Source organism: Pseudomonas sp. RtIB026 (assembly GCF_016861355.2).
GTDB classification, from domain to species: Bacteria; Pseudomonadota; Gammaproteobacteria; order Pseudomonadales; family Pseudomonadaceae; genus Aquipseudomonas; species Aquipseudomonas peradeniyensis.
Window position 1 is genome coordinate 953,915 of the sequence record NZ_AP023348.2, and the last position, 25,888, is coordinate 979,802.

The 25,888-nt window shown below is 65.4% G+C and carries 24 protein-coding genes; 17 read left to right on the plus strand and 7 right to left on the minus strand.

Going from position 1 to position 25,888, the window contains the following annotated elements; genetic code table 11:
* Position 1 precedes the first annotated feature (1 nt).
* From PRtIB026_RS04340 to PRtIB026_RS04375, 8 genes are all read left to right on the plus strand, one after another.
* Positions 2-3,004: a serine/threonine-protein kinase gene (locus PRtIB026_RS04340; protein ID WP_267813626.1), complete on the plus strand. Its 3,003-nt coding sequence runs from the start codon at positions 2-4 to the stop codon at positions 3,002-3,004.
* Positions 3,004-3,708: an ABC transporter ATP-binding protein gene (locus PRtIB026_RS04345; protein ID WP_203648685.1), complete on the plus strand. Its 705-nt coding sequence runs from the start codon at positions 3,004-3,006 to the stop codon at positions 3,706-3,708. The genes PRtIB026_RS04340 and PRtIB026_RS04345 overlap by 1 nt, the downstream gene beginning before the upstream one ends.
* Positions 3,708-4,910, plus strand: a complete 1,203-nt coding sequence (locus PRtIB026_RS04350) for an FtsX-like permease family protein (RefSeq protein WP_203648677.1) — start codon at positions 3,708-3,710, stop codon at positions 4,908-4,910. Before PRtIB026_RS04345 ends, PRtIB026_RS04350 begins: the two co-directional genes overlap by 1 nt.
* Positions 4,903-6,669, plus strand: a complete 1,767-nt coding sequence (locus PRtIB026_RS04355) for a formylglycine-generating enzyme family protein (protein WP_203648675.1) — start codon at positions 4,903-4,905, stop codon at positions 6,667-6,669. Before PRtIB026_RS04350 ends, PRtIB026_RS04355 begins: the two co-directional genes overlap by 8 nt.
* 78 nt (positions 6,670-6,747) lie before the next feature.
* Positions 6,748-7,677 (plus strand): type VI secretion system-associated lipoprotein TagQ, encoded by a 930-nt coding sequence (tagQ, locus tag PRtIB026_RS04360; protein ID WP_198742332.1) that lies wholly within the window; start codon positions 6,748-6,750, stop codon positions 7,675-7,677.
* A gap of 139 nt (positions 7,678-7,816) precedes the next feature.
* Positions 7,817-8,719: an NAD synthetase gene (locus PRtIB026_RS04365; protein WP_203648667.1), complete on the plus strand. Its 903-nt coding sequence runs from the start codon at positions 7,817-7,819 to the stop codon at positions 8,717-8,719.
* A 2-nt stretch (positions 8,720-8,721) separates the two neighbouring features.
* Complete coding sequence (locus PRtIB026_RS04370; protein ID WP_203648664.1) at positions 8,722-9,135, plus strand: hypothetical protein; 414 nt, start codon at positions 8,722-8,724, stop codon at positions 9,133-9,135.
* 4 nt (positions 9,136-9,139) lie between these two features.
* A complete protein-coding gene (locus tag PRtIB026_RS04375) occupies positions 9,140-9,553 on the plus strand; it encodes a hypothetical protein (RefSeq protein WP_203648662.1) in 414 nt (137 codons plus the stop codon).
* A 31-nt stretch (positions 9,554-9,584) separates the two neighbouring features.
* Here PRtIB026_RS04375 and PRtIB026_RS04380 read toward each other — a convergent pair whose 3' ends face one another.
* Together PRtIB026_RS04380 and PRtIB026_RS04385 are read right to left on the minus strand one after the other, a co-directional pair.
* Positions 9,585-10,949 (minus strand): GTPase/DUF3482 domain-containing protein, encoded by a 1,365-nt coding sequence (locus PRtIB026_RS04380; RefSeq protein ID WP_203648660.1) that lies wholly within the window; start codon positions 10,947-10,949, stop codon positions 9,585-9,587.
* Entirely contained in the window at positions 10,942-12,333 is a 1,392-nt protein-coding gene (locus tag PRtIB026_RS04385; protein ID WP_203648652.1) for a DUF2868 domain-containing protein, read from the minus strand. The genes PRtIB026_RS04380 and PRtIB026_RS04385 overlap by 8 nt, the downstream gene beginning before the upstream one ends.
* A gap of 54 nt (positions 12,334-12,387) precedes the next feature.
* Here PRtIB026_RS04385 and PRtIB026_RS04390 point away from each other — a divergent pair, with 54 nt between their 5' ends.
* The 4 genes from PRtIB026_RS04390 to PRtIB026_RS04405 all read left to right on the plus strand — a co-directional run bounded on the left by PRtIB026_RS04390 (position 12,388) and on the right by PRtIB026_RS04405 (position 17,091).
* Positions 12,388-12,906, plus strand: coding sequence for a dihydrofolate reductase (locus PRtIB026_RS04390; RefSeq protein ID WP_110735414.1), 519 nt, complete (start codon positions 12,388-12,390; stop codon positions 12,904-12,906).
* A 154-nt stretch (positions 12,907-13,060) separates the two neighbouring features.
* Entirely contained in the window at positions 13,061-13,594 is a 534-nt protein-coding gene (locus PRtIB026_RS04395; protein ID WP_203648650.1) for an RNA polymerase sigma factor, read from the plus strand.
* Entirely contained in the window at positions 13,591-14,574 is a 984-nt protein-coding gene (locus tag PRtIB026_RS04400; protein WP_232854865.1) for a FecR family protein, read from the plus strand. The genes PRtIB026_RS04395 and PRtIB026_RS04400 overlap by 4 nt, the downstream gene beginning before the upstream one ends.
* 120 nt (positions 14,575-14,694) lie before the next feature.
* Positions 14,695-17,091, plus strand: a complete 2,397-nt coding sequence (locus tag PRtIB026_RS04405) for a TonB-dependent siderophore receptor (RefSeq protein WP_420713654.1) — start codon at positions 14,695-14,697, stop codon at positions 17,089-17,091.
* Positions 17,092-17,244: 153 nt separating this feature from the next.
* On the opposite strand, the gene PRtIB026_RS04410 is transcribed toward PRtIB026_RS04405, so the two are convergent.
* Complete coding sequence (locus tag PRtIB026_RS04410) at positions 17,245-18,636, minus strand: L-cystine transporter (protein WP_203648646.1); 1,392 nt, start codon at positions 18,634-18,636, stop codon at positions 17,245-17,247.
* Positions 18,637-18,883: 247 nt separating this feature from the next.
* On the opposite strand from PRtIB026_RS04410, the gene PRtIB026_RS04415 reads away from it, so the two are divergent.
* From PRtIB026_RS04415 to PRtIB026_RS04435, 5 genes are all read left to right on the plus strand, one after another.
* On the plus strand, positions 18,884-19,939 hold the full coding sequence (locus PRtIB026_RS04415) for a haloacid dehalogenase-like hydrolase (RefSeq protein WP_203648644.1): 1,056 nt from the start codon (positions 18,884-18,886) through the stop codon (positions 19,937-19,939).
* Positions 19,940-20,011: 72 nt separating this feature from the next.
* Positions 20,012-20,557 carry a phosphonate degradation HD-domain oxygenase gene (locus tag PRtIB026_RS04420; protein ID WP_203648642.1) on the plus strand — a complete coding sequence of 182 codons (546 nt, stop codon included), beginning with the start codon at positions 20,012-20,014 and terminating at the stop codon, positions 20,555-20,557.
* Between the two features lie 329 nt (positions 20,558-20,886).
* The gene (locus PRtIB026_RS04425) at positions 20,887-21,912 is read left to right on the plus strand and encodes an IS110 family transposase (protein WP_203646634.1); all 1,026 of its coding nucleotides are present in this window, start codon (positions 20,887-20,889) and stop codon (positions 21,910-21,912) included.
* 529 nt (positions 21,913-22,441) lie between these two features.
* A complete protein-coding gene (locus tag PRtIB026_RS04430) occupies positions 22,442-22,633 on the plus strand; it encodes a type II toxin-antitoxin system HicA family toxin (protein WP_050703388.1) in 192 nt (63 codons plus the stop codon).
* A 17-nt stretch (positions 22,634-22,650) separates the two neighbouring features.
* Complete coding sequence (locus tag PRtIB026_RS04435) at positions 22,651-23,064, plus strand: type II toxin-antitoxin system HicB family antitoxin (RefSeq protein WP_203648640.1); 414 nt, start codon at positions 22,651-22,653, stop codon at positions 23,062-23,064.
* 202 nt (positions 23,065-23,266) lie between these two features.
* Here PRtIB026_RS04435 and PRtIB026_RS04440 read toward each other — a convergent pair whose 3' ends face one another.
* From PRtIB026_RS04440 to nirK, 4 genes are all read right to left on the minus strand, one after another.
* Complete coding sequence (locus PRtIB026_RS04440; RefSeq protein WP_186712059.1) at positions 23,267-23,614, minus strand: type II toxin-antitoxin system RelE/ParE family toxin; 348 nt, start codon at positions 23,612-23,614, stop codon at positions 23,267-23,269.
* 10 nt (positions 23,615-23,624) lie between these two features.
* Positions 23,625-23,873: a type II toxin-antitoxin system Phd/YefM family antitoxin gene (locus tag PRtIB026_RS04445; protein WP_203648638.1), complete on the minus strand. Its 249-nt coding sequence runs from the start codon at positions 23,871-23,873 to the stop codon at positions 23,625-23,627.
* 79 nt (positions 23,874-23,952) lie between these two features.
* Entirely contained in the window at positions 23,953-24,165 is a 213-nt protein-coding gene (locus PRtIB026_RS04450) for a DUF3079 domain-containing protein (RefSeq protein ID WP_203648636.1), read from the minus strand.
* A gap of 77 nt (positions 24,166-24,242) precedes the next feature.
* On the minus strand, positions 24,243-25,388 hold the full coding sequence (gene nirK, locus PRtIB026_RS04455; protein WP_203648634.1) for a copper-containing nitrite reductase: 1,146 nt from the start codon (positions 25,386-25,388) through the stop codon (positions 24,243-24,245).
* Between the last annotated feature and the right edge of the window lie 500 nt (positions 25,389-25,888).

The window sequence follows — 25,888 nt, forward strand, 5'->3', positions numbered from 1 at the left end:
CATGGACATGCAGATCCCCGGATTCGACATCGATCGCGAGCTTGGCCAAGGCGCCATGGCCAGCGTGTACCTCGCCACCCAGCGTTCCCTGGAACGCAAGGTGGCGCTGAAGATCATGGCTGCGAGCCTGGCCGCCGACCCAACCTTCTGCGAGCGCTTCCTGCGCGAAGGACGCACCCTGGCGCGGCTGGCGCACCCGAACATCGCCACCATCCACGACATCGGCAATGTCGGCGAGCTGTACTACATGGCCATGGAGTACCTGCCCAGCGGCACGCTCAAGGAGCGCATCGCCGATGGGCTGACGCCCGAGCAGGGCCTCGCCTACGTGCGCCAGATCGCCCAGGCGCTGGGTTATGCCCATGCCCAGGGCCTGGTGCACCGCGACGTCAAGCCGGCCAACATCCTGTTCCGCGCCGACGGCACTGCGGTGCTGTCGGACTTCGGCATCGCCAAGTCGCTGGATGACCGCACCCAGTTCACCCAGGCCGGCTTCGCCGTCGGCACGCCGAGCTACATGAGCCCGGAACAGGCGCGCGGCATGGAGATCGACGGCCGCGCCGACCTGTATGCGCTGGGCGTGGTGCTCTACGAGATCCTGGTCGGCAAGCTGCCGTACAGCGGCACCGACGCGCTGTCCACGGCGCTGGCGCACCTGACCGAGCCGCTGCCGGAACTGCCCATCGAGCACGGCCGCTACCAGGATATCCTGCGGGGCCTGCTGGCCAAGGATCCCAACGAGCGCTTCGCCGACGCGGCGGCGTTGCTGGCCGCGCTGGACCGCCTGACGGTCCAGGCGCCGGTCGAGGACAACGACAGCACATTGGTGCGTCCGCTGCCGATCCCGCCGCCGACCACCCCGCAACCGGTGTCCATCGACATTCCGCAGGCCGTTGCCGCTCCCGTGAGCGAGCCCGCCCGGCGGCCCGAACCCAAGCCCGCTCCCGCCGTGAAGTCCGGATCGAACAAACCGGCCAAGGCCGTGCTGGCGGTGGCGATCGCGGCGGCGCTGGGATTGGGTGGCGCGTTCTTCTGGCTGCTCGGCGGCAGTGACGCGCCCGCGCCAGAAACACCGGTGGCGCAGACGCCCGCCGACAGCGTGGCCCCCACCGAACCCAAGATCACACCCGTTGCCGCCTCGGACGATGGCCGCCCACTGCTGATGCCCGGCAAGAAGACCCTGTTCCAGCGTGTGCTGACCAAGCCCGACGCCCAGCTGGTGGCCCAGCCCGGCGATGCCTCGGGCGAGAAACTGCCGGCCTTCTCCGTGCTCTACGTCTACCAGCGCAAGGACGTCGGTGGCCAGGCCTGGGTCCAGGTCGGCGCCGCCAGCGACGGCCAGCGCGAGGGCTGGCTGCCGGCCGCGCAGACCAGCGACTGGAAACAGAGCCTGGTGCTCAAGTTCACCGAGCGCTCGGGCCGCTCGCCGGTGATGTTCATGCGTCAGGTGGACGATGTGCAGCACTTGCTCGACGACACCGCCCAGGCCCGCGACAGCCTGCTCAAGGCACAGAACCACCCCGACCAGGTGCCGCAGGTGATGGCCCTGGAACCGGCGGCCAGCGCCGTGCCGCAGAACCAGTTCTACCTGATGCCGATCTTCGACTACCGCGAAAGCTTCGACGCCGGCGGCCAGCCGGTACAGCTGCTCAACATCGCCTCGATCGACCCCGGCGCCAACGCCCGCGACAGCGCGCCCAAGGCGGCCGGCGTGGCGGCGGTCGGCGACAACAGCTTCCGCACCGGTATCGTCCTGGTGGTGGACACCTCGGTGTCCATGCAGCCGTATATCGACCGGGTGCGCCAGGTGGTCAGCGAGCTGCAGCAGCAACTGGCGGCCCGGGGCGAGCTGGACAGCGTCAGCTTCGGCCTGGTGGGTTTCCGCAACAACGTCAAGCGCACCCCGGGCCTCGCGTACTTGAGCAAGACCCTGGTCAGCCTGGAAGAGGGCCGCGATCCTGCGCGCTTCCTCAAGGCCGCCTCGCAGGTCAGGGCCACCAGCGTTTCCAGCCATTCGTTCAACGAGGACGCCTTCGCCGGGGTGATGCAGGCCGTCGAGGGCATGGACTGGTCCGGCTACGGTGGACGCCTCATCCTGCTGGTCAGCGATGCCGGCGCACTGCGCAAGAACGACCCGTTCAGCAGCACCCAGATGAACGAGGCCGAAGTGCGCCAGGCGGCGCTGAGCAAGCAGATCAAGATCTACGCCCTGCACCTGCGCACCCCGGCCGGGGTGAAGAACCACGGCGCGGCCGAAAGCCAGTACCGCGTGCTCACTGCCGACAGCAACCCGCAGATCGGCGACCTCTACGTCGGCGTGCCGGGGGGCGAGGTCGGCGTGTTCGGCGAGCGTGTGCGCGAGATCGGCTCGACCTTCGCCGAGCTGGTGCACCAGGTGCGCAACCAGCAACCACAGTCGGTGCCACTGCTGACCTCGGCCTCGGGGCTGGCGGCCAAGTCCCAGGCCATCGGCTATGCCATGCACATGGACTTCCTCGGCCGCCACGGTGCCAGCCAGGCGCCGCAGCTGATCAGTGCCTGGACCGCCGACCGCGACCTGACCAACCCGACGCTGCCCACCCTGCAGGTGTGCGTGATGCTCACCAAGCTGCAGCTCAACGACCTGCAGCAGTCGCTCAAGCTGATCGTCGATGCCGCGCGCAAGACCCGCAGCTCGCCGGGCGACTTCTTCAACGAGATCGCCAGCGCCAGCGCCTACATGAGCCGCGACCCCGGCGCCCTGCGCAAGGGCGCCAACCTGGCCCAGGGCGGGGTACTCGGCGAGTACCTCGATGGCCTGCCGTACCGCAGCAAGTCCCTGAGCATGACCCAGGACCTGTGGCTGTCGCTGTCGGTGGCCGAGCAGGAGGACTTCATCGACGAGCTGGACTCGAAGATCCGCCTGTACGAGACCTTCCACAACGACATGGCCAACTGGGTGCGCTTCGGCAACGCCGAGCCGGGTGACGCCCTGTACCGTGTCCCGCTGTCGACGCTGCCGTGATGATCCGCCTGGACGGGGTGCGCAAGACGCGCGGGCAGGGTGCCCAGCGTTACAGCCTGCAAGTCGACCGGCTGCACCTGGCCGTGGGCGAGCGGGTGGCGCTGGTCGGCCCCAGCGGCTGCGGCAAGAGCACCTTGCTCGACCTGCTGGCGCTGGTGCTGGCGCCGGATGTGGCAGAGGGCTTCGTCCTTGGTGGCGAGGATGTCGCCGGGCTGTGGCGCGGCCGGCAGCTTGATCGCCTGGCCAGCTGGCGCAGTCGCCACCTCGGCTATGTGCTGCAGGCGGGTGGGCTGCTGGGTTTTCTCGATGTGCGCGGCAACATCCGTCTGCCGCGCCAGTTGCTGGGGCTCGGTGATGACGGCAGCGTCGAGCGCCTGGCCGAAGCGCTGGATGTGCACGATCAACTGGGCAAGAAACCCGCCGCCCTGTCCCTCGGCCAGCGTCAGCGGGTCAGCTGCGCCCGTGCCCTGGCCCATGCCCCTACGCTGCTGCTGGCCGACGAGCCGACCGCCGCGCTGGACCCGGTCAACGCCGAGCGGGTGATGCAGCTGTTGCTGCGCGAGGCCGAGGCGCGCCAGGTGACCTGCGTGGTCGCCACCCACGACGAAGGCCTGGCCCGCCAAGCCGGGCTGACGGTGCTGCGCATGGCCTGCCGGCGCGAGGCCGACGGCGGCGTCACGGCAACCCTGGAGAGGGCCGCCTGATGCGCCCGCTGCTGATCGCCGGGCTGGCCTGGCAGGACTACCGCAACGATGCGCGGCTGTCGGCGTGCGGCGTGCTGGCGCTGGTGGCGGTGATTGCGCCGCTGCTGGTGCTGTTCGGCCTGAAGTTCGGCCTGGTCGGCAGTCTGACCGAGCGCCTGCAGCGCGACCCGGGCGTGCGCGAGATCATTCCCCTGGGCGGTGGACGCTTTCGCGCCGAGTTCATCGACGAACTGGCACAACGCCCGGGGGTGGCTTTCGCCATCCCGCGTACCCGACAAATCGCCGCCACCGCCGAACTGCTGTTGCCCGCCCACGGGCGTGGCCTGACGGTTGAAATGCTGCCCACCGCAGAGGGCGATCCCTTGCTGGCGCAGGTCGCTCCTCCGGCGGGGCTGCAACAGGTGGTGCTGAGCTTTACCGCCGCGGAAAAGCTCGGCGCCAGGGCCGGAGACGAGCTGCAGGCCAGCTTCAGCCGCCAGCAGGCCGGGCAGATGCAATGGCGCCAGACGCGCCTGCAGGTCACCAGCGTGTTGCCCCTGGCCGCGTTCGAGCGCGATGGCCTGTTCGCATCGTTGCAGTTGCTCGAGGCTGTCGAGGACTACCGTGATGGCCGCGCGGTGCCGGCACTGGAGTGGCAGGGCGAGGCGCAGGGCTCCGTGGCGCAGCGGGTGTACCCGGCGTTCCGCCTGTATGCCCGCGAACTGACCGACGTCGAGCCGCTGCGCCAGTTCTTCGCCGAACGCAAGCTGCTGGTCTCGACCCAGGCCGCACAGATCGCCCAGGTGCAGTCGCTCAGCCGCAACCTCGACCTGGTGTTCTGGATCATCGCCAGCCTGGCCGTGGCCGGCGCCGTGGCGGCCATCGCCGCGGGTGCGGTGGCGGCGGTGGAGCGCAAGCAGCGCGAGCTGGCGGTGCTGCGCCTGCTGGGCTTCGGCACCGCCACGCTGCTGTTGTTCGTGGTGCTCCAGGCGCTCTACAGCGGCCTTTTGGCTGCCGCCGTGGCGGGGTTGTTGTACCTGCTGGCCGAGCACGGCCTGAACCGACTTTTCATGCAGGTGCCCGGCGAGTTCGCCAGCCACCTGCTGCCCATGCACTACCTCGTTGCGTTGTGTGCCGTGCTGCTGGCCAGCACTGCCGCCGCCGCCCTGGGCGGCTGGCGGGTGGCGCGCATCGAGGCCTGCCAAGGAATACGTGATGTCTGATCGCCGCCTCGGGGCTGCCGCCCTGATCCTCACCGCGCTGAGCCTGGGAGCCTGCTCCCAGGCCGATGGCGACGACAAGGCCAAGCCGGCCGGGCAGCCCCAGGCCGGGGCCGACAGCAAGTTCGACAATCCCAAGCCGTTGCCGGGCGATGTCAGCCTGCCGCTGCCCTGTGGCGGCGAGTTGGTGCTGCGCAGCGTCTACGTATTGGCCCAGGGCAGCCTCGACGACCGCGAGGTCAACCTCGGCTACCCGTTCAGCGAAGGCGAGGCCGGCTACAAGCAGTCATTCATCTCCGGTTACCGACGCGATTTCATCAACGGCCAGTTCAGCCTGCAGGACCTGGCGCCGCAGTGGCAGAAGGCGGTTGGCCCGAGCCTGCCGAAGGTTGACAAAGGCAGCCCGCTTACGCCGATGATGTACTTCATCGGCAAGTACGAAGTGACCGCCCGCCAGTACGCCCAGGTGATGGCCCAGGCGCCGTCGCTGGCCGGCGGCGACGCGGCGCCGGCCTGTGAGGCGAACAACGACGCGGCGGGGCGCCTGCCCAAGGTCAAGCTGTCGCGCTTCGAGGCCGAGCGTTTCGCCGCCGTCTACAGTGCCTGGCTGATGAAGCACCATCGCGACCTGCTGCCGGTCAGTGGCCGTGGCAGCAAGGCCGAGGACGGTGGCACCGGTTTCGTGCGCCTGCCCACCGAAGTGGAGTGGGAGTTCGCCGCCCGTGGCGGTTCGGCGGTCAGCCGCCAGGAGCTGGAAGGGCGGTTGTTCCCGCGCAAGGTCGAAGGTGCCGACAGTGAAGGGCCGCTGGCCGACTTCGCGGTGTTCAACCAGGTCGCCGGTGGCACCGGGCAGGCGGCGCGGCTGATGCCGATTGGTACCAAGCAGCCCAACCCGCTGGGCTTGTTCGATGTGATCGGCAACGCCGCCGAGATGGTCCAGGAGTCGTTCCAGCTGGTCAACGCCGGGCGTCTGCAGGGTGCCTACGGTGGTTTCGTGGTCAAGGGCGGCAACTACCTCGAGGGCGAGGGCACCCTGTTCACCGGCATGCGCCGCGAATACCCACTGTTCGGCGCCGACGGCACCGAGCAGCGCAACGAGACCACTGGCTTTCGCGTAGCCATCGGCGCCCTGTCGGCGCCGCGTTCGCGCTACCAGGAGCTGTTCGAGCAGTGGCAGAAGGAAGGCCGGCTGGCCGGCCTGACCGACGACATCGAGGCCGCCCAGGACCCGACCAAGCGCCTGGACAGCATCATCGCCGCCGCCACCGACCCGCGCCAGCAGGCCGAACTCGGCCTGGTCAACGAAGAGCTCAAGCGCAACGTCTCGCTGATCGCCCGCCAGCGCGAAGAGGCCGCCGGCAACCTGATCCAGTCCGCCGCCCTGGTGGCCGAGACCGTCAACAACTACAACATCCGCCTGACCAACCTGCAGAACACCCAGGCCAAGGCCGAGGCCTCGGGCGACCAGACCAGCGCGCGCATGTACGGCGCCGCCATCGCCAATGGCCGCGCCGCCCTCGACGGCGCCGTGGCGATCTACATCGACAACCTGGCCAGCGGCACGCGCTACACCGACGCGGTGATCCAGGCGCAGTTCCAGCGGGTCAGGGAAGAGCTCAATCGCAAGCCGGTCCTGGGCAACAGCCTGGTGACCCGCGCCACCCTGTTCGTCCGCCACGTCGGGGAGTACCGCCAGAACCGGCGGGCCGATCCGGCGACGATCCTCAAGGAGCTGCTGGCATCGGCCGCCCCGCGACCCTAAGGACAGCTTCGACAGAAAGGACTCCCGGGAGGCACGAAGCCCCCGGATACCGAGAAACCCAAGAAGAGAAACCAGACCATGTTCACCCGCAAACCCCTGATCACTGCATCCCAGGCCCGTACCGCGCTGCTGCTGGCAGCCGGTTTCAGCACCGTGCTGTTGAGCGGTTGCGCCAGCTCGCCCGTGTCCAAGGTCGGCGCCACGACCAAGGTCGAGTACTACCCCAACTGCTACGAGCCGGTGCAGCACCTGCGCTCCACCGACGGTGACATGACCCGCTCGGTCGCCACCGGCGCGCTGCTCGGCGCGGTCGGCGGTGCCCTGACCGGCGCCCTGGTCGACAAGGAAAACCGTGGTCGCAATGCTGCCATCGGTGCCGCCGGTGGCGCCCTGGTCGGTGGCGCGGCCGGTTATTACACCGAGCGTCAGAAGCAGATCAGCGACGACAAGCAGCGCATCGCCTCGTACGCCACCGATATCGACAAGAGCGCCGCTGACCTGGACCGCACCACGGCCTACGCCAAGTCGTCGCAGTCCTGCTACCAGCGCGAGTTCGCCAGCCTGATCCAGAACCGCAAGTCTGGCCGCATCAACGACACCGAGGGGCGCAAGCGCCTGGCCGAGATCGTCGCCGGCCTGCAGGAGTCGAACAACCTGCTGACCACTGTGAACGGGCGTCTGGGTGAAAACCTGAACAACTACACCCAGGCCTACGAGCAGGACCTCAAGCAGGTTGGCGTCGCGCGCACCGACGTGGTTGCCGTGGCCGAGCCGCCGAAAGTGGCGACCACCGGCAAGAAGAAGGACGTGAAGAAGGTCCAGCCGGCCAAGAAGGTGACCAAGGACGTGCCGCAGGAAGCCGTGGCCACCGAGAAGACCCTGCAGAACGCCAACGGCAAGAAAGCCGAGGCCCAGCAGGTGGCCAAGGCCGGTACCGACCAGGTTAACGCCATGTGCCGCAACCCGGACATGGGTGACTGGGCGCCGGTGCCGTGCCCGAACGTGTGATCCGTTAAAGCCGCTCGCCGACCTGTGTAGGAGCGGGCTTGCCCCGCGATTGCGATGGTGAATGTACCGGCGCAATCGCGGGCAAGCCCGCTCTCACAAGGGTGCGATACAGCCGCTATTTGTGTAAGGAAACCACCCCGTGACAGATCTTCTGGTCAACTCCCTGGCCAACAACTCCCAGTTCCTCGCACGCCAGCGAATCCAGGGGCGGATCAACCTGCCGCAGATGTTCGCGGCCATCGACGCTGATCCGCGTATCGTCGGTGCTGGTGTGGTGTACATCGACGCCGACTACAACGTCGTCACCCTGCGTGAGTTCCAACCGATCTGCAGCATCCGTCCCAAGCGCGTGATCTTGCGCGAGATCAAGAAGTACCAGACCCCTGACCAGTACACCCAGCAATTGCAGCACAATCCGCGCGAGTCGCGGGTGGTCAAGGAGGCGGTCAATACCACCCTCTCTTGTGCAGGCGCGGTGATCGGCTGGTTCGTGGTGTTCAGTGGCACCATTGCCGCGCCCTTTTCCGGCGGCACCAGCCTGGTGCTGACCTACATCGGTGGCGCCGCAGCCACCGCCAGCAGCATCCAGTGCGGTATCGGTGTGATGCGCACGGTACGCGAAGTGACCAATCCGGCGGCCAACGATGCCCTCGATGAGAGCGAGTGGTACCAGGCCGCCTCGAAGGTGCTGGATGGCGTCTTGCTGCTGGGTGTCGGCGCGTCGGGCCTGAGCACGTTGAAATACCTGCAGGTGCACAAGGCCGCGACCGGGCGTAGCTGGCTGGAATTGTCCAGGAGTCTCAGCCGTCAGCAGCGCAAGGCGCTGACCGACGAGCTGCTGTCGATCAGGCATCCGAGCCTGACGGCCAAGCAGATCAAGTTGCGGCAGTCGGCAGGGACCATGACCAAGCGCTACACCCCGACCGAGATCAGCCACGCCACGAAGACCCTGATGCGTGACTCCCTCGGCGCTACCTTCGGCCTGGCTGGCAGTGCCACGGTACAGAGCATCGCCGTGGGGCTTTACGAGGAGGTCGAATAACGATGAAGCCTGCAGCGTTCCAGACCTTCATGCGACGTTACTTTCCGACGTTCTTGCTGGGCTTTTTCATTTGCCTCATGTCGGCGGCGTTGTCAGCGACCCTGTGGATTGACAGTCACTGGCGCAATCATCCGGACAATCCGTCGTTCACCATGATATCCAGTGCAGTGCTGATCTTGCTGCTGTGCGCCGGGCATTTCGCGATGGTCCGGGGCTTCACTTGGGCTGTATGGGTGGTGCTCCCTGTGCCGACTGTCGCTTTGCTGATGGCGTTGAGCTTGCTCGGTAGTGGTGTGAATGCTGTCTTGCTGGCAATCCTGCTGGCGCTGCCATTACTCGCGCTGCTGGTGTTCAACAGCCAGCGGCATCGGGAGATGCGGCAGCGGTTGGTGGAACTGCGCAGGGTGCGGCGTTAGCGCAATGACGCTCAAGCCTTTTCTGAAGCGTTACTTCGGTGTATTCATCGGCGCCTACTTCTCGTCGATCATTGCCGTGGCCTGGACGTTTGCGTTGGTGTGGAGCACGTACTGTCGGAACTGTCCAAGGGACGGAGTCTTTGCTTCGAGCCTGTTCCTGATGCTGGCAGTCTTCATGTTGGCCCATGGCGCTGTGGTTCGAGGGCGGGCATGGGGGACGTGGCTCGTGGCGGGGATGTGTCTGGCCAGTCTGGTGATCGCGCTGCCGACTTTTGGGTACCGACCCAACATGTTCATCTACACGAGCAGCCTTCTGGCAGCCTTGGTTGCTTTGCTGTTGCTCAATAGCAATAGATACAGAGAAATGCGCGTTCTCCTGACGCAGTACCGGAAGCAGAGGCGTAAGGCTAATCACTAGCCATCATCGCGGGTTCGCGCCGCGAACGGCGCTACAGCTCTGCCATCAGGGCTTCCAGTTGCTCCTGTCGCTCGGCCTGGCTGACCCGCGCCCCGGTATTGAGCGTGGACCACTGCGGATGCGCCCTTGCCCTGCGCAACGCCTCGGGCAGTTTGCCTTCGCGCCAGCCCTTGTCGTCCGCGGGCGCCAGGCGAATGCTGTCCTGCGCTGCGTGGCCTCGCCCTTCCAGGGCGGTGATCAACTGCTGCTGACGCAACGCCAGCAGGCGCAGCACGGCGTCATCCACCGTCAACTCACGCTGGCCCTTGAGCTTGCCCATCAGGCGCGAGCCGTAGTTGCGCGCGGTCTGCAAGGCGCCGCCGGCGATGGCGCCCGCGAGCGCGGCGGCGCCCAGGGTCAGGCCGCCCACCAACAGGTCCACGCCCGCGCCCGCCGCGGCACCGGCCGCCACGCCGCTGCCCAGGCGCACGCCGAGCAGCTTCAGGGTCTCCGGGTTGAACAGGTCGTCGCCCCAGCGGCCGTCAAGCAGCGGCAGGTCACCGGCATTGGCGTCCTCGCGGCGGAATGCATAGAGCTTGAGCAGCGCCTCGACACAGCGCTGTTCGCGCTGGCGCACATCCTGGCGCAGGGCTTCGATGGCCCGCGCCTCGGCGGCAGGCTCCGCCTCGACGCTGCGCCGGCAGGCGGCGCAATCGAGCAGCAGCTCGGCGACCAGGCGCTTGCTGCTGTGGCGGCGGGCCAGGCGTTGGGCCTGTTGGTCGTCGATCAGCCGTTGCAGCGCCGGGCGGGCATCTTCCAGCAGCAGTGCCAGGCTTTCGTAGAGGCGGCGCTCGCCGTCCTCGGGTGGGGCCACGCTGTCGAAACGCACCAGCGCATGCAGGCCCAGGCGCGCCAAGGCCTCGCGCCATTCGGGCTCGCGGTGCTGGCTGCTGGCGACGAAGTTGAGCACCGGCAGCAGCGGCTTGCCGCAACCGGCCAGCACTTCCAGTTCGTCGCGGTACTTGGCCAGCACTGGTTCGCGGGCGTCGATCACATAGAGGCCGGCGTTGCTCGCCAGTAGCTGGCGCAGCACCTTGGCTTCCTGTTCGAAGCGCTGGCGCGCCTCGCTGCCCTGGAGGAAACGCTCCAGGCGGGCTGGGCCGTCCAGGCGCTCGCCCGGGCGTTCGAGGCGCTCCAGGTAGTCGAGCAGGGCGATGGCGTCTTCCAGGCCAGGGGTGTCGTACAGCTCCAGCAGCGGCTCGCCGTCCACCGACAGGCGTGCGCCTTCCACATGCCGGGTGGTGCTGGGGCGGTGCGAGACCTCGCCGAAGCCGACGTCGCGGGTGAGGGTGCGCAGCAGCGAGGTCTTGCCGACGTTGGTGTGGCCGACCACGGCCAGTTTCAGCGGCTCAGTCATGGCCATGCTCCAGCCAGGTCACGGGCGAGGTGTCGGCGTGGGTCAGGCCCAGGCGGTCGAGGGCCTCGTGCCAGTCGCCCAGGCGTGCCGCGTCCAGGGCCTGGCCCGGTTGCGCCTGCAGCAGCCAGATACGGGTGGCACCGGCATTGCGCGCCAGCTCGGCGAGCAACGCCAGGCTGCCGCGATCTGGCGAGCGGCGTGGGTCGCAGGCGATGGCCAGGCGCGCCGGAGGGAAGCGGCCCAGTTGCTCGAGCAGCTTGTTGCGCGATTCACGGCTGTCGAGCACGCCGGCGTGGGTGACCGACCGAGGCAGGGTGGGTGGCCATGGGCGCTGGTCGTCCAGCTCCAGGCCGACCAGCAAGGCGCCGCTGCTGCCGCTTTCCAGCTGGCCTGCTTCGAAGCGCGGCAGGGCGTCGGGGGCGGGGTCTTGCACGCCGATGCGTTCGCTGCGCGGCATCAGCGCGTCGCGCAGCTGGGCGTAGCCGGGCAGGTTGAGGTCCAGCGCCAGCCGCTCGCGGCCCTGGCGCCAGCGCCACAGGCACAGCGCGGCCAGCGCCAGGCGCGGCAGCAGGCCGAAGACCAGCACCACGCCGAGCAGCCAGCTGGCCCAGGCCTGGCGGGCCAGGTCGAGTGCCGGCAGGGTGTCGCCGCTGGCGCGGATCATCGCCTCGTCCGGCACGGCGAAACCGAGCAGCGAGGGCAGGGCGCCAAGGGCCTGGGTCAGGGTGATGAACGGTTCTGCGGCGAGCAGCGTGGTTTCCCAGACGAACCCGTAGCGCCGGGTCGCCAGCAGGGCCAGGAGCATGCCCAGCGCGGCGAGCATCGCCAGCAGCCACAGGCCATGCACCAGCAGGCCGAGCAACCAGCGGTTCAGGCGCTGGCGCTGCAACAGCACCAGCAGCGCCGGGGCCAGTTGCGCGGCCTTGGCGTCACGGGCCAGGCGCTCGCTCAGCCACAGCCACAGGCGGCCCAGCGCTGCGCCTTGCTCGCCGGCGAAAAAGAAGCCCACGGCCCAGCCGAAGAGCAGTATGAGGTTAAGCCCAAGCAAGCTGCCCAGGGCCCAGAATACGTTCACCGGGCGCTGCCCGTCGCCCAGGGCCGCCAGGCCCAGGCCGGCGCCGCTGAGCACGGCCAGGACCATCAGCGCCAGCAGCGCCAGGCGCGCGCCCTGCTTCCAGTGGCGCAGTGCCGTGTCCATGCCGTCGCGTTCGGCCAGCCACAGGGCGCGGGCCTCGATGCGGGTAGCGAGGTCGCCGCCTTGCTGGCGGGCGCGACGGTTGGCTTCCTGGTCCTCCAGGGGACCGGCGTGTTCCTCGCGCAGGCGTATTGCTTCGGTTAGCCAGCGCTTGTCGAGTGGAGTCGGTGCCGTCACAAGCTCTTCCATTGCACAGGTCAGGGGAGAAGCATAACCCACGCGCCCGGTGCTATCCTCGCCGGCATGAACACATCACTCCCCCTCAGCCTGATCGCGGCGCTCGCCGAGAACCGTGTGATCGGCATCGACAACTCCATGCCCTGGCACCTGCCGGGGGATTTCAAGTACTTCAAGGCCACCACCCTGGGCAAGCCGATCATCATGGGGCGCAAGACCTGGGATTCGCTGGGCCGGCCGCTGCCGGGGCGGTTGAATATCGTCGTCAGCCGTCAGTCCGGGCTGCAACTGGAAGGTGCCGAGGTGTTCGCTTCGCTGGAAGAGGCACTGGTGCGCGCCGAGCAGTGGGCGCGGGAGCAGGGCGTCGGCGAGCTGATGCTGATCGGTGGCGCGCAGCTGTATGGGCAGGCGCTGGATAAAGGGCTGGTGAGCCGGATGTACCTGACCCGGGTGGAGCTGTCGCCGGAGGGCGATGCCTGGTTCCCAGCGTTCGATCGCGGACAGTGGCAACTGAGCTCGAGTGAGCCGCAACCTGCCGAGGGGCAGGGGCCGGTTTATCACTTCGAAGTCTGGGACAAGGTCTGAAAACCTGGGGCTGCTGCGCAGCCCATCGCGGGGCAAGCCCGCTCCTACAGGTTTGCGCTGGGCGGCCGTGGTGAAGCGCGGTAGTTACAATTGCGAACAAATATCATCTTCTGCTAGCGTTCGCTCCTCTTGAGACTCAGAGCCAGGATGTGCCGTGTCTTCGTGGAACAAGCAGATCGCCCGGTTGTTCACCGAGCACAAGAAGGCCCTTGAGGCGTTCGTTGCACGGCGCACCGGCAGCACCCAGGTGGCCGCCGACCTGACCCAGGAGTCCTTCCTGCGTCTGGCGCGGCTGCCCGCCGACAAGCAGATCGACAACCTGCCGGCCTTCCTCTTCACGATTGCCAGCAACCTGGTGCGCGATCATCAGCGCCAGGCCATTCGCCGCGAGCGCCTGGATGGCGGCGAACCCAGCGAGGCGCTGGCCAGCGAAGCCCCCGGCGCCGACGACCAGTTGGCCGCGCAGCAGGAGCAGGCGCTGATGCAGGCGGCGATCCAGGCGCTGCCCGAGGCGACCCGGCACATCTTCCTGCTCTATCATGTTGACGGTTGCACCTACCGCGAGATCGGCGAGCGCCTGCAGGTCACGCCACGCAGCGTCGAGTACCAGCTGCGGCGGGCGTTGCTCGACTGCCGTGCCTTCATCCAGGCTCGGCTGGCCGGTGACGTGAGGGGGCAACGTCCATGAGCCGTCATCCCGAGAGTGCGACCGATCCCATGAGCGACCTGCCCGAAAGCGAGCGCCTGTTCGCCGAAGCCACGGCCTGGTATTACCGCCTGCACGCCGAGGACGTCACCCTGGCCGAACGCCAGGCGTTCGCCGTCTGGCGGGCGCAGGGGCAGGCTCATGCCAAGGCCTGGGAGGAAGTGCTCGACCTGCTGGGCGCCCTGCAAGCCCCGGCCAGGCGCCTGCGCGAGCAGCAGCAGACCGCCTGGCGTGCTCCCCGGCGGCGCACTTGGCCCAAGCTGGCGAGTGCTGCCGCGGCCGTGCTGCTGCTGGGAGTTCTGGTCGTCCAAACACCCTGGCCAGACCGCTGGCGCGCCGATTACGCCACCACCACTGGCGAGACGCGCAGCTTGCAGCTGGAGGACGGCTCGCGGATCCAGCTCAACACCGACAGCGCCCTGCAGGTCGAGCTGGCTGCGGACGAGCGGCGTGTCCGTTTGTTGCGCGGCGAGGCCTGGTTCGAGGTGACCCGCGACCCGGCCCGGCCGTTCGTGGTGCGGGCCGGCGAGGGCTGGGTGCGGGTGGTCGGCACGCGTTTCAGCGTCGCCGAGGCGGATGGACAGACCCGTGTGCAACTGGCCCAGGGCAAGGTCGAGGTCCGTGCCGGCGCCGGCCAGGGCGTGTTCCTCGAGCCCGGGCAGGCGGTGGAGTACACGGCCAGCGGGCCGGGTGTGGTGCATGGCTTCGAGCCTGGACGGGCTTTCGCCTGGCGTGAGCGGCAACTGGTGTTCAGCCAGCAGCCTTTGGGCGCAGTGGTTGCCGAGCTCAACCGCTACTGGCCCGGGCAGACCCTGGTGCTGGGCGACGGCCTGCGCCAGCGCAAGGTTTCCGGGGTGTTCGACATCGACAAGCCGGATGCCGTGCTCAAGGCCCTGACCCACACCTTGGGCGTGCGCGCCGAACAGTACACGGCCTACCTGCGCATCCTTCGTGAAGGCTGACTGAAAATATTTTCGGGGATTCCCGCTCGACCGACGTCCTTGATTTCGTAGGCGCAAATAATAAGCACTCTCAGACAGTGCCGCGCCAGTCGATGACTTGAACGATCTCGGGGAGCCTCACTGATGAAAACCACCGCCACTCGGGCCGTGCTCGGCCTGGCCATCGCGCTTGGCAGCACCGCGCTGCCCGGACCTGGACAGGCCCAGGCCCAGGCCGCCGCCCAGGCGCAGGTCTACCGTTTCGACATTCCGGCGCAGTCGCTGGACTCGGCCCTGGCGGCCTTCAGTGCGGTCACACGGATCCAGGTCCTGGTACCGGGCGAATTCACCCAGGGTCTGCGCTCATCGGGGCTGAGCGGCAGTTATCCACAGGACCAGGCGCTGGCCCGCCTGCTTCAGGGCACCGGCCTGAGCGCCGCCTACATCGACGGTGACAGCGTCACCCTGGAGCGCCAGCGCACCTCGGGCGACAACCCACTGCAACTGGGTGCGGTGAAGATCGACAGCAGCCAGCTGGGCGCCACCACCGAAGGTTCGGGTTCCTACACCACGGGTGCGCTGACCATCGGCAAGGGCGAGCAGAAGCTCAAGGATATCCCGCAGTCGGTCTCGGTGATGACCCGCCAACGCCTGGACGACCAGAACATGAACAGCCTGCAAGATGCCATGCGGCAGGTGACCGGCACCACGATCAAGAGCTACAACACCGGCTCCAACCTCAATGACGTGTACATGCGCGGCTTCCCGGTCGACATGGTGCAGGTCGATGGTGTCACCCAGCCCACCGGGCAGGGCGACATGGCCACGGCCTTCGACCTGGCGATGTACGACCGTGTCGAAGTGCTGCGCGGGCCGTCCGGCCTGTACCAGGGCGCGGGCGAGCCCGGCGGGACCATCAACCTGGTGCGCAAGCGGGCGCTGGGGCAGTTCGCCCTGTCCGGCGAGCTGTCGGCGGGCACCTATGACCGCTACCACTCCACGGTGGATGTCACCGGGCCGCTGAACAGCGACGGCAGCCTGCGCGGGCGCTTCATCACCGCCTACGAGAACAACCAGGCCTTCGTCGACTACGCCCAGAACGAGCGCCCGATGATGTACGGGCGCCTGGAATACGACCTGTCACCGGCCACCACCCTGACCCTGGGCGGCGCCTACCAGCGCAACAAGTCGGTGCCCGCGTTCGGCCTGCCGGCCTACGACAGCGGCAAGCTGCTCGACGTCAAGCGCTCGACCTTCGTCGACGCCAAGTGGAACGAACTGGACGAGCGGGTCTGGGAAAGCTTCTTCGAGGTCGATCATGCGCTGGACGACGGCGGCCAGTTCAAGACTTCGTTGACCTACCGCGACGCCGAGACGCCAACGCGCGACTTCACCTGGACCGATGGTTCGGTGAACCCCGAGACCGGTGCCAGCTCGGCGGTGGCCTACAACTACTACACCCACATCAAGACCCTGGGCCTGGACAGCTTCGTGACGCGGCCGTTCGAGGCGTTCGGGCGAACCCATGAGCTGACCGTGGGTGCCGACTACCAGCATGTGGACAAGGATTTTCGCTACGGTGGCCGGGAGTGGTTCGACATCAACGTGTTCGACCCGGGCAGCATCGATATCCCCAGGATCGACTACGTGATGGACAACGGCAACTCGTCCAAGTCGAACCAGTACGGGCTGTATGCACGCACCAAGGTCAGCGCCAACGACTGGCTGGATGTGATCCTCGGCAGCCGGGTGATCTGGTTCGACAGCGATGGCCACAACGCCAACCCGTTCTTCAACGAATTCTCCGACCCACACAGCAGCGTTCGGCGCAAGGTGATCCCCTACGGTGCGCTGGTCGCCAAGCTCACCCCAGAGCTGTCGGCGTATGCCAGCTACACGACCGTCTACAAGCCACAGACGCAGATGGCCGGCGGCAACAGCACGGTGGAGCCGCGCGAGGGCAAGCAGTACGAGCTGGGCCTGAAGCGGGAGTTCTTCGACGGTCGCCTGAACGGCAGTGTGTCGGTGTTTCGCATCTACGACGAGAATCGCGCCCAGCAGATCGGCCAGACGCCGTTCTACGAGGCCCAGGCCAAGGTGCGCAGCCAGGGTTGGGAAACCGAGCTGTCCGGCAACCTGACCGACAACTGGAGCGTCAGCACCGGCTACGCCTTCACCCGCCTGGAGTCGGGGCGCCAGGCCGACTATCAGGGCATCAGCATCACGCCCAAGCACAACTTCAACGTGTGGACGCGCTATGCGTTCGCCGATGGGCCGCTGGAAGGGTTCAGTGTCGGTGGCGGCGTGCGGGTGGTCAGTTCCACCTACTACACGCGCAATGGCGTGGACTTCGTCCAGGGCGGCTACAGCGTGGCCACGGCGCAGGTGGGGTATCGCTTCAACAAGCATCTGTCGGCGACGCTGACCGCCAACAACCTGTTCGACCGGGTGTACTACGAGCGCGTGGACAGTGCGTGGGGCTCGAACTTCTATGGCGAGCCGCGCAACTTCACGTTGTCGTTGCGGGCGGCGTACTGAGCCTGGATCGTCGGGGCTGCTTTGCAGCCCTTTCCGGCCGGTCCGACGCCTCGGCGAGGCCGCTCCTACAGGGATCGCATACCCCCTGTAGGAGCGGCCTCGCCGAGGCGTCGGACCGGCCGGAAAGGGGCGCAAAGCGCCCCCGACAATATCTCAGGAGTGACTCAGTTCCGCATGCTCGTCGCCGGCCAGCACCTGCTGATCAGTCTGCTTGAGCAACTGGCTGGTAACCACCCCCGCCATCATCGAACCATTCACGTTCAACGCCGTACGCCCCATGTCGATCAGCGGCTCCACCGAGATCAGCAAGGCTACCAGTTCCACCGGCAGGCCCATGGCCGGCAGCACGATCAGCGCGGCGAAGGTCGCGCCGCCGCCCACGCCGGCCACACCGGCCGAGCTCAGGGTGACGATGGCCACCAGGGTGGCGATCCACAGCGGGTCGAAGGTATTGATGCCCACGGCCGGGGCAACCATCACCGCAAGCATCGCCGGGTACAGCCCGGCGCAGCCGTTCTGGCCGATGGTCGCGCCGAACGAGGCGCTGAAGCTGGCGATCGACTGCGGCACACCCAGGCGTTGCGTCTGCGCCTCGATGTTCAGCGGAATGCTGGCGGCGCTGGAGCGGCTGGTGAAGGCGAAGGTTAGTACCGGCCACACCTTGCGCAGGAAGCGCAGGGGGCTGACGCCGGTCAGCGCCAGGATCACCCCGTGGACCACGAACATCAGGCCCAGGCCGATGTACGACACCACCACGAAGCTGCCCAGCTTCAGGATGTCCTCGAGGTTGGAGCTGGCCACCACCTTGGTCATCAAGGCCAGCACGCCATAGGGGGTGAGTTTCATCACCAGGCGCACCAGGCGCATCACCCAGGCCTGCAGCACATCGATGGCCGACAGGGCGCGCTCGCCCTTGTCCTTGTCGTCCTTGATCAGTTGCAACGCGGCAAGGCCCAGGAACACGGCGAAGATCACCACGCTGATGATCGAGGTCGGCTTGGCCCGGGCCAGGTCGCCCACCGGGTTGGTCGGGATGAACGACAGCAGCAGTTGCGGGATGTTGAGGTCGGCGACCTTGCCCGCGTAGTCGTTGTGGATGGCTTGCAGGCGGGCGCTTTCCTGGGCACCGGCCACCAGCCCTTCGGCATTGAGGCCGAACAGGTTGGTCAGGACGATGCCGATCAGCGCGGCGATGGCGGTGGTCAGCAGCAGGGCGCCAATGCTCAGCACGCTGATCCGGCCCAGGCTCGAGGCGTTGTGCAGGCGCGCCACGGCGCTGAGGATCGAGGCGAAGATCAGCGGCATGACGATCATCTGCAGCAGGCCGACATAGCCGTTACCGACCAGGTCGAGCCAGCCGAGGGTAGCCTTGAGCACCGGGTGGCCGGCGCTATAGATCGTGTGCAGGACCAGGCCGAACACCACGCCCAGCACCAGGCCCAGTAGTACTTTCTTGGCCAGGCTCCAGTCGGTGCGGCGGGTTTGCGCCAGGCCCAGCAGCAGGGCCAGGAACGCCAGCAGGTTGAGTGACAGCGGCAGGTTCATTGAAGCTCCAGGAAAAGGCGGAAGAGGCATCGCCTCTGTGAGCGATTACGAACGGAAATGCTAACAGCCTGAAAACAAACGAATTTATACCTAAAAGTAATTTGCATAGTCGTTTATGGAATAACGTCTGGTCGTTTTTGGCAATGAACATGACGTTTGCGGTTGTCTCGGGGTCGCTCACGCATGCCTGTTTGTCACAAATCAGGTCTAGGGTTGAGCGGCCACGTCTTTTGGAGAACCGCACATGATGTCTGCTCCGAGAATCCTTGCCGGCGGCCTGGCCCTGTTGCTGAGCGCCAGCAGCTGGGCGGCCACCGAGCTCAAGCATTGGCCGGCCGAGGCCGCGCAGAAGCTCGACGCGATGATTGCCGCCAACGCCAACAAGGGTAACTACGCGGTGTTCGACATGGACAACACCAGCTACCGCTTCGACCTCGAGGAAGCGCTTCTGCCGTTCATGGAGAACAAGGGCCTGCTGACCCGCGACAAGCTCGACCCCTCGCTCAAGCTGATCCCGTTCAAGGACACCGCCGAGCACAAGGAGAGCCTGTTCAGCTACTACTACCGCCTGTGCGAGCTCGATGACATGGTCTGCTACCCGTGGGTGGCCCAGGTGTTCTCGGGCTTCACCCTCAAGGAGCTGAAGCAGCAGGTCGACGAGCTGATGGCTTCGGGCAAGCCGATCCCCAGCACCTATTTCGAGGGGGATCAGGTCAAGACCATCGAGGTGCAACCGCCCAAGGTGTTCACCGGCCAGGCCGAGCTGTACAACAAGCTGATGGAGAACGGCATCGAGGTCTATGTGATTTCCGCGGCCTCCGAAGAGCTGGTGCGCATGGTCGCCGCCGATCCCAAGTACGGCTACAACGTCAAACCGCAGAACGTGATCGGCGTGAGCCTGCTGCTCAAGGACCGCGCCAGTGGCCAGCTGACCACGGCGCGCAAGCAGATCACTGCGGGGCAGTACGATCCCAAGGCCAATGAAGGCCTGGAACTGACCCCGTACCTGTGGACCCCGGCCACCTGGATGGCCGGCAAGCAGGCGGCCATCCTCACTTACATCGATGAGTGGAAGAAGCCGGTGCTGGTGGGCGGCGATACCCCGACCAGCGATGGTTACATGCAATTCCATGGTGTGGATGTGGGCAAAGGCGGCATCCACCTGTGGATAAATCGCAAGGCCAAGTACATGGACCAGTTGAACGGCATGATCGCCAAGAACGCGGCGGCCCAGGCCAGGGAAGGGTTGCCGGTGACTGCGGACAAGAACTGGGTGATCGTGACGCCGGAGCAGATTCAGTAACAAGTCGTCATGGCCCTGTCGCGGGGCTTGCCCCGCGATAGCGACAGACCAGGTCAGTCAGGATTAGGCACAATGCCCACACCCACCCAGATCATCAGCGACACCTTCGCCCTCTACGAGCGCCACGGCAGTGCCGATTACATCGGCGAAGCCATCACCCAGATCGAGCACATGTCCCAGGCCGCCCAGTTGGCCATGCAGGAGGGCTACGACGACGAAGTGGTCCTCGCCGCCTTCTTCCACGACATCGGCCACCTGTGCGAGGGCGAGGACATGGGCGGCTATGGCATCGTCAGCCATGAACGTATCGGTGCCGAGTACCTGCGCCGCTGCGGCTTCAGCGAGCGACTGGCGCGGCTGGTGCAGTATCACGTCGAGGCCAAGCGCTACCTGACCTTGCGCCAGCCCGGTTACTACGATCGCCTGAGCGAGGCCAGCCGGCGCACGCTGGCGTACCAGGGCGGGGTGATGAACGACGACGAAGCCGACGCGTTCGAGGCCGATCCTCTATTCCGGGTGAGTTTGCGTCTGCGCGAGTGGGACGAGATGGCGAAGCTGACCGGGGTGCCGGTGATGGATCTGGAGGTGCTGAAGAAAAAGGCGCTGGCGGTGCTTTGATCGATTCGTTGTTTTCAAGGTGTTCGGCGTTAGAGTTGCAGCGCCTATCAGATCGAGCGCCGCCCGCGCGGCGCATCGCGGCACAAGGCCGCTCCTACATCTGTTTCGGGCCAGTCAATCCTGTGCCATTACCTGGTCCGCCTTGTTGTAACGACTCGGTTTCAGCGTGGGCGCCACTGCCGCCTCACCCATCCCAAGACATGCACCAAGGCAGGCAACCATGGCCTGGCAGGTTCAGCACGTTGCAACAAATAATGAAATGGCTACCCCCGCCCCACCCTGTGTCAGCCCTCTAAGCTTTCACAGGGTGCCTATCGGAGTGCAACGCCATGAACACTGTCGCCATCATCGCCATCGACCTGGGAAAGTTGAGCTTCCATGTACACGCTCAGGATGATCGGGGTCATGAGCTCTATCACCGCAGGTTCAACCGTGAGTCACTCATCCGCCACCTTGCCAATCTTGCGCCCTGTACGGTGGCGATGGAGGCCTGTGGTGGCTCTCATTTCATGGCGCGAGAGGTGACGAGACAGGGTCATACGCCCAAACTTATTCCCGCACAGTTCGTTCGCCCCTACGTGAAAAGCAACAAGAATGACTTTGCCGATGCTGCCGCTATCGGTGAGGCGGCAACCCGCGATCAGATGCGCTTCGTGCCTCCCAAAACCGAGGCCCAGCAGGCGCTGGCGATGCTCAATTCACTGCGCGACAGCTTCATCAGAGACCGTACTGCCACCATGAACCGCATCCACGCTTATTTGCTCGAGGTGGGGGTCAGTTTGGCACCCACCTTCAAGGCGGTCCGGGAGCTCCCCATTCTGCTGGACGACAGTACCTTCTCACCGTTGATCAAGAAGCTGTTGCTGGACCTACATGCCCACTTCCGCTATCTCGATGATCGGATCAAGGCTCTAGACAAGGAAGTGCATAGCCAGGCCGTTAGCGATGATCTTGCTTCCCGTTTGATGTCGATACCTTGTATTGGCCCGATCACCGCTACCGCCCTGGCTGCGGAATTGGGTGATGGTAAGCAGTTCCGCTGTGGGCGAAATTATTCAGCCTCCATAGGCCTGGTTCCCAGGCAGCACACGACAGGCGGCAAACCTTGCCTGGGGCGAATCAGCAAGCGGGGCGACGGCAATCAGCGACGACTGCTGATCCAGTGCGCGAGGGTCTATCTGATTGGGCTGGAGCGCAAAACCGGCAAGCTGGCGGACTGGGTACGTGGCTTGCTACGTGTTCACCACCCCAACCTGGTGGTGTGCGCTATCGCCAACAAACTGGCCCGAATCGCCTGGGCCATCACGGCACACCACAGCGAATTTGATGCAGGGTCAAGCGCCATGAACGCTTGACCCTGCAGACACACGAGTAACAACCCACCTGGTTTTGCGATGCTGCACACAGATGACGTGAACGGTATACCGGCCTGGCGATCAACCTGAGCTCCTACTCGGCTTCAGAAGCCGAACAAATATCTAGGCTCGTCGGGCGCGATTTTCATCGAGGCGCGGGACCAACCTCCCACACGACGCCGTATAGATTGACGCAAACCAAACTCACGCACATCTCAGTACAGTATTGCAGAAATGGGGGTAACCATAGATGTAGGAGCGGCCTTGTGCCGCGATGCGCCGCGCGGGCGGCGCTCGATCTGATAGGCGCTGCAAGGGTAACGGCAGACACCTGAAGGCCCTCGCTCGGTCAAAGACCCTGAAAGGCTTGGCCGCAAGATCCCGCATCACTTCTCCAGATGCTCATGCTGTGCCTCTTACCATACTTCCCTTCCTGGCAGCCCACTCGTCGCAATAGTGGGTATGGTGTTGATAAACGCCGCTCGGTGGTTATACTAACCACCGAGCGGCCAGCCCAAGGAATGGGTTCATGAACAGCCGTGAAATGATTTCAGTGATCGAGGCGGATGGCTGGTATCTGGTGCGTTCGAAAGGCAGCCACCATCACTTCAAGCATCCCGAAAAGCCAGGCCTGGTCACCATCCCGCACCCAAAGAAAGACCTGCTGCCGGCCACTGCGGCCAGCATCCTGCGCCAGGCGCGGATCGGCTATGCCAGTTGACGAGGAGACCCATCACCATGTTGTTCCCCATTGCGATTCTCCCCGGTGACGATCAACACGCCTGGGGTGTTGAAGTCCCTGACATCCCGGGCTGTTTCTCGGCCGGCGAAGACCTCGACAACGCCATCGCCATGGCCCGCGAAGCCATCGAAGGCCACCTCGAACTGCTGGCCCAGGAGCAGCAGGAGATCCCCAAGGCCAGCCTGGTCAGCGTACACGCAGCCAATCCGTCCTATGCCGGTTGTACCTGGGCGCTGATCGATATAGACATCACCCGTTACCTGGGCAAGGCCGAGAAGCTCAACATCACACTGCCGGCGTACCTGCTCACCCGCATCGATTCGTATGTGCAGAACCACCCGGAGCACAAGAGTCGCTCGGGTTTCCTGGCCGAGGCGGCGCTGAGGATTTTGCAGGGTGATTGCAAGTGATCAGCGGCTTGCATCCAAGGGCAGTCGCACACTGTCGGTACTCCAGCAGCAGCTCGCTGCCAGGATTGGTCGCGATAAGCTGGGCGATGCTCAGCCCCAAACCGCACTGGTCGGACTATGCGATCTGCAACGCCTTGGCCAAGTACCCATTGACCGGCGACACCTGTGACAGCCTCAACTGGCGATCAAGTGACTGCATGTGTCAGGCCAGGGGATAGATGAGGCAGTAACGGACAAGCGCCTGCTCGATGCTTTGCTTCTGCCTCACGACCAGCTCCACGGCCACCACTCGCCCGTCCTCGACGATCTCGTAGAACACACGGTAACCCGCAAGATTCAGTTCCCGGTAGTGCGCCACGCCCAGCTCGCTGGCCTGAGGACTGATGGGATAGGCGGCGGGGGCCATCGAGAGCTTGTGCTCAATGGCATCGATCAGGTTGGTGATCGTGTCGAGTGCTGCCGCGGCGCCGTTGTAGACCGCCAGATGATGAACCTGGTCCTCAAGGCTTTGTGACGCGGAGTCGGTGAAACGAATACTTGGCTTGGCCATGCGTTATCGCTTAGTCCTCGGCGAACTTCCTGGAAAGACGCGCCTTGAGATCGTCCGCAGAGCTGTGTTTGCCTTGAGCGTACTCGCGTGAGCCCATGGCCAGAAGCTTGACCAGGGCGATGGCTTCGTCGCGACGTTTGCGATCTGCATAGGATTCAATCACATACGCGGGTGTGCCATTTTGGGTGACCACCATGGGCTCTTCCAGGTCGAGGTCTGCGGCATGGCGCTTCAGGTAGCTGATAGTTTCGACTCTCATCTGAGTGTCCTCGAGTGCAGTGGAATGCATCGTAGTCCAAATTCAGACTGAATCAAGACCGTAGGTCTGGCAAGCCGCGTCAGCCAGTATTCGATGGGCGATCCACATGGCTGTCGATTGGCCTGTCAAGGCGATCATCCAATTGGTTCCAATCCTCCCCGAACAACTCCACCGGATGCATGGTCCGGTCCGCGCCGTTGCCGCACGCCAGCGCCTTGGCCGGGCAGTACAGGTCGCAGCCCCAGCAGATCCGTTCGGGATGGCTGGGGTTGTTGGGAAATCGCTTGGCCATGTCTCCCTCCATGAAGTGAATGCCTGCGCTCAGGCTATGCCGCGCATGGCCAAGGGGCTTGATCGGGGTCAATGCCGCTAGCTGATCGGCCCAGGCGCCTGCACCTGTTTCATCAGGTCGTCGTTCCAGCGCCCCTCGACCTGCACATGCGCGGCGGCGCCGAGCATCACCGCTTCGATCAGGTTGTGGTTGAGGTAGGTGTACAACCCGGGCTGGCGGAAGGTGTACAGCGCCGCGCCCGCCGCGCCGCCGGGGATGAACCAGGTCTCCAGGTTGCGCTGCGGCGGGTTGGCGAACTTACCCGAGGCCCAGACATAGTCGCCGTGGCCGCCGATCAGGTGCGGGCGCGTGTCGCGGTTGGCCTGGGAATGAACGATCAACACGGTCTCGCCGACCTTGGCGGTGAGCGCCTGCTTGCCGGTCAGGGCGCCGACGCTGCCGTTGAACACCACATGGCTGGGCACCAGCCCCTTCATCAGCTGGCTCATGTCGCCGAAGCTGGCCATGGGGTTGGCGTAGCGCTTGTACTTGCCGTCCTTGTCGCGGGGGATGTAGTAGTCCTGCTCGCCGATGTACCAGACCTTGTCGTAGCGCAACGGCTGGCCCTCTGGGTCTTTCAGGCCGTCGCGGGGCAGGACCATGATCGCGCCGTTCATCCCGCACACCACATGCCAGGGAATCATCGCCCCGCCCGGTGCGCAGTGATACACGAACACCCCGGCACGGTCGGCCTTGAAGCGCAGTATCACCTGTTCGCCGGGCTTCACGTGGGTCAGCTCGCCGCCGCCGAGGGCGCCGGTGGAGGCGTGGAAGTCGATGTTGTGCATCATGCTGTTGCTGGCCGGGTTGACCAGGGTGAGTTCCACGTAGTCACCCTCATGCACCACCATCAGCGGGCCGGGAACCGAGCCGTTGAAAGTCATGGCGTGGATGTAGGCGCCGGCGGTGTCGATGGCCAGCTCCTTCTCTTCGATGACCATGCGGAACTCGACGATCCGCGGCTTGCCCTCGGCGCGATGGGTATGGGCGTGGACTTGCGGCGGCGCCACCAGCTCGACGCCGACGCGCTCCAGTTTCGCCAGGTCCACCGCCGGGGCCTGGCCCGGCACGGCGGTCGCGGCCTTTGCCAGGCCGCTGCCAAGCGCCGAGGCGCCGACGCCCAGCAACACGGTACCGGCCAGTATGCCGCGCCGGGTCAGGGACACGCCTTGTTGCTCGTTCATGGGACTTCTCCTTAAGTCGACGAAAGCCGTCGGGCACAGGAATAGCCGCTTTGAATGTGTGGTTTATTGAGGGAGAACAAGAAGTGGAGAGGGTGGGCAATGTGTCGCAGGGGCTGAAACGAAAAAGCCCCGACATTCGTCGAGGCTTTGAGGTGGTGCGGCACCAGGAGTCGAATGCGATTCTATCTTTTTGATTTAAAACACTCTCTCTGTCAGTAGAGTGCGGAGTACCTCATAAAGTACCCTGTATTATCTACTTCAAGCCCTGCGAGTTATGCCGGTGAAGTGAGCTGAGGTGCTGAGCTTTACAGGGCGGTAATATCGCATAAGCTGATCGGCTCACTATTTAAATGTCCTGATCGCCATGATTATTTTGGGGGCAGGATGAAGTGATTTGATTTTGTCTATTATCGATTTAGCTCCGCTATGCATGGCGTTGGATGGCACTGATCCAATTAGGATGCATCTGCTTTTTTCTATAAATGATAGTTGCGCGGCTT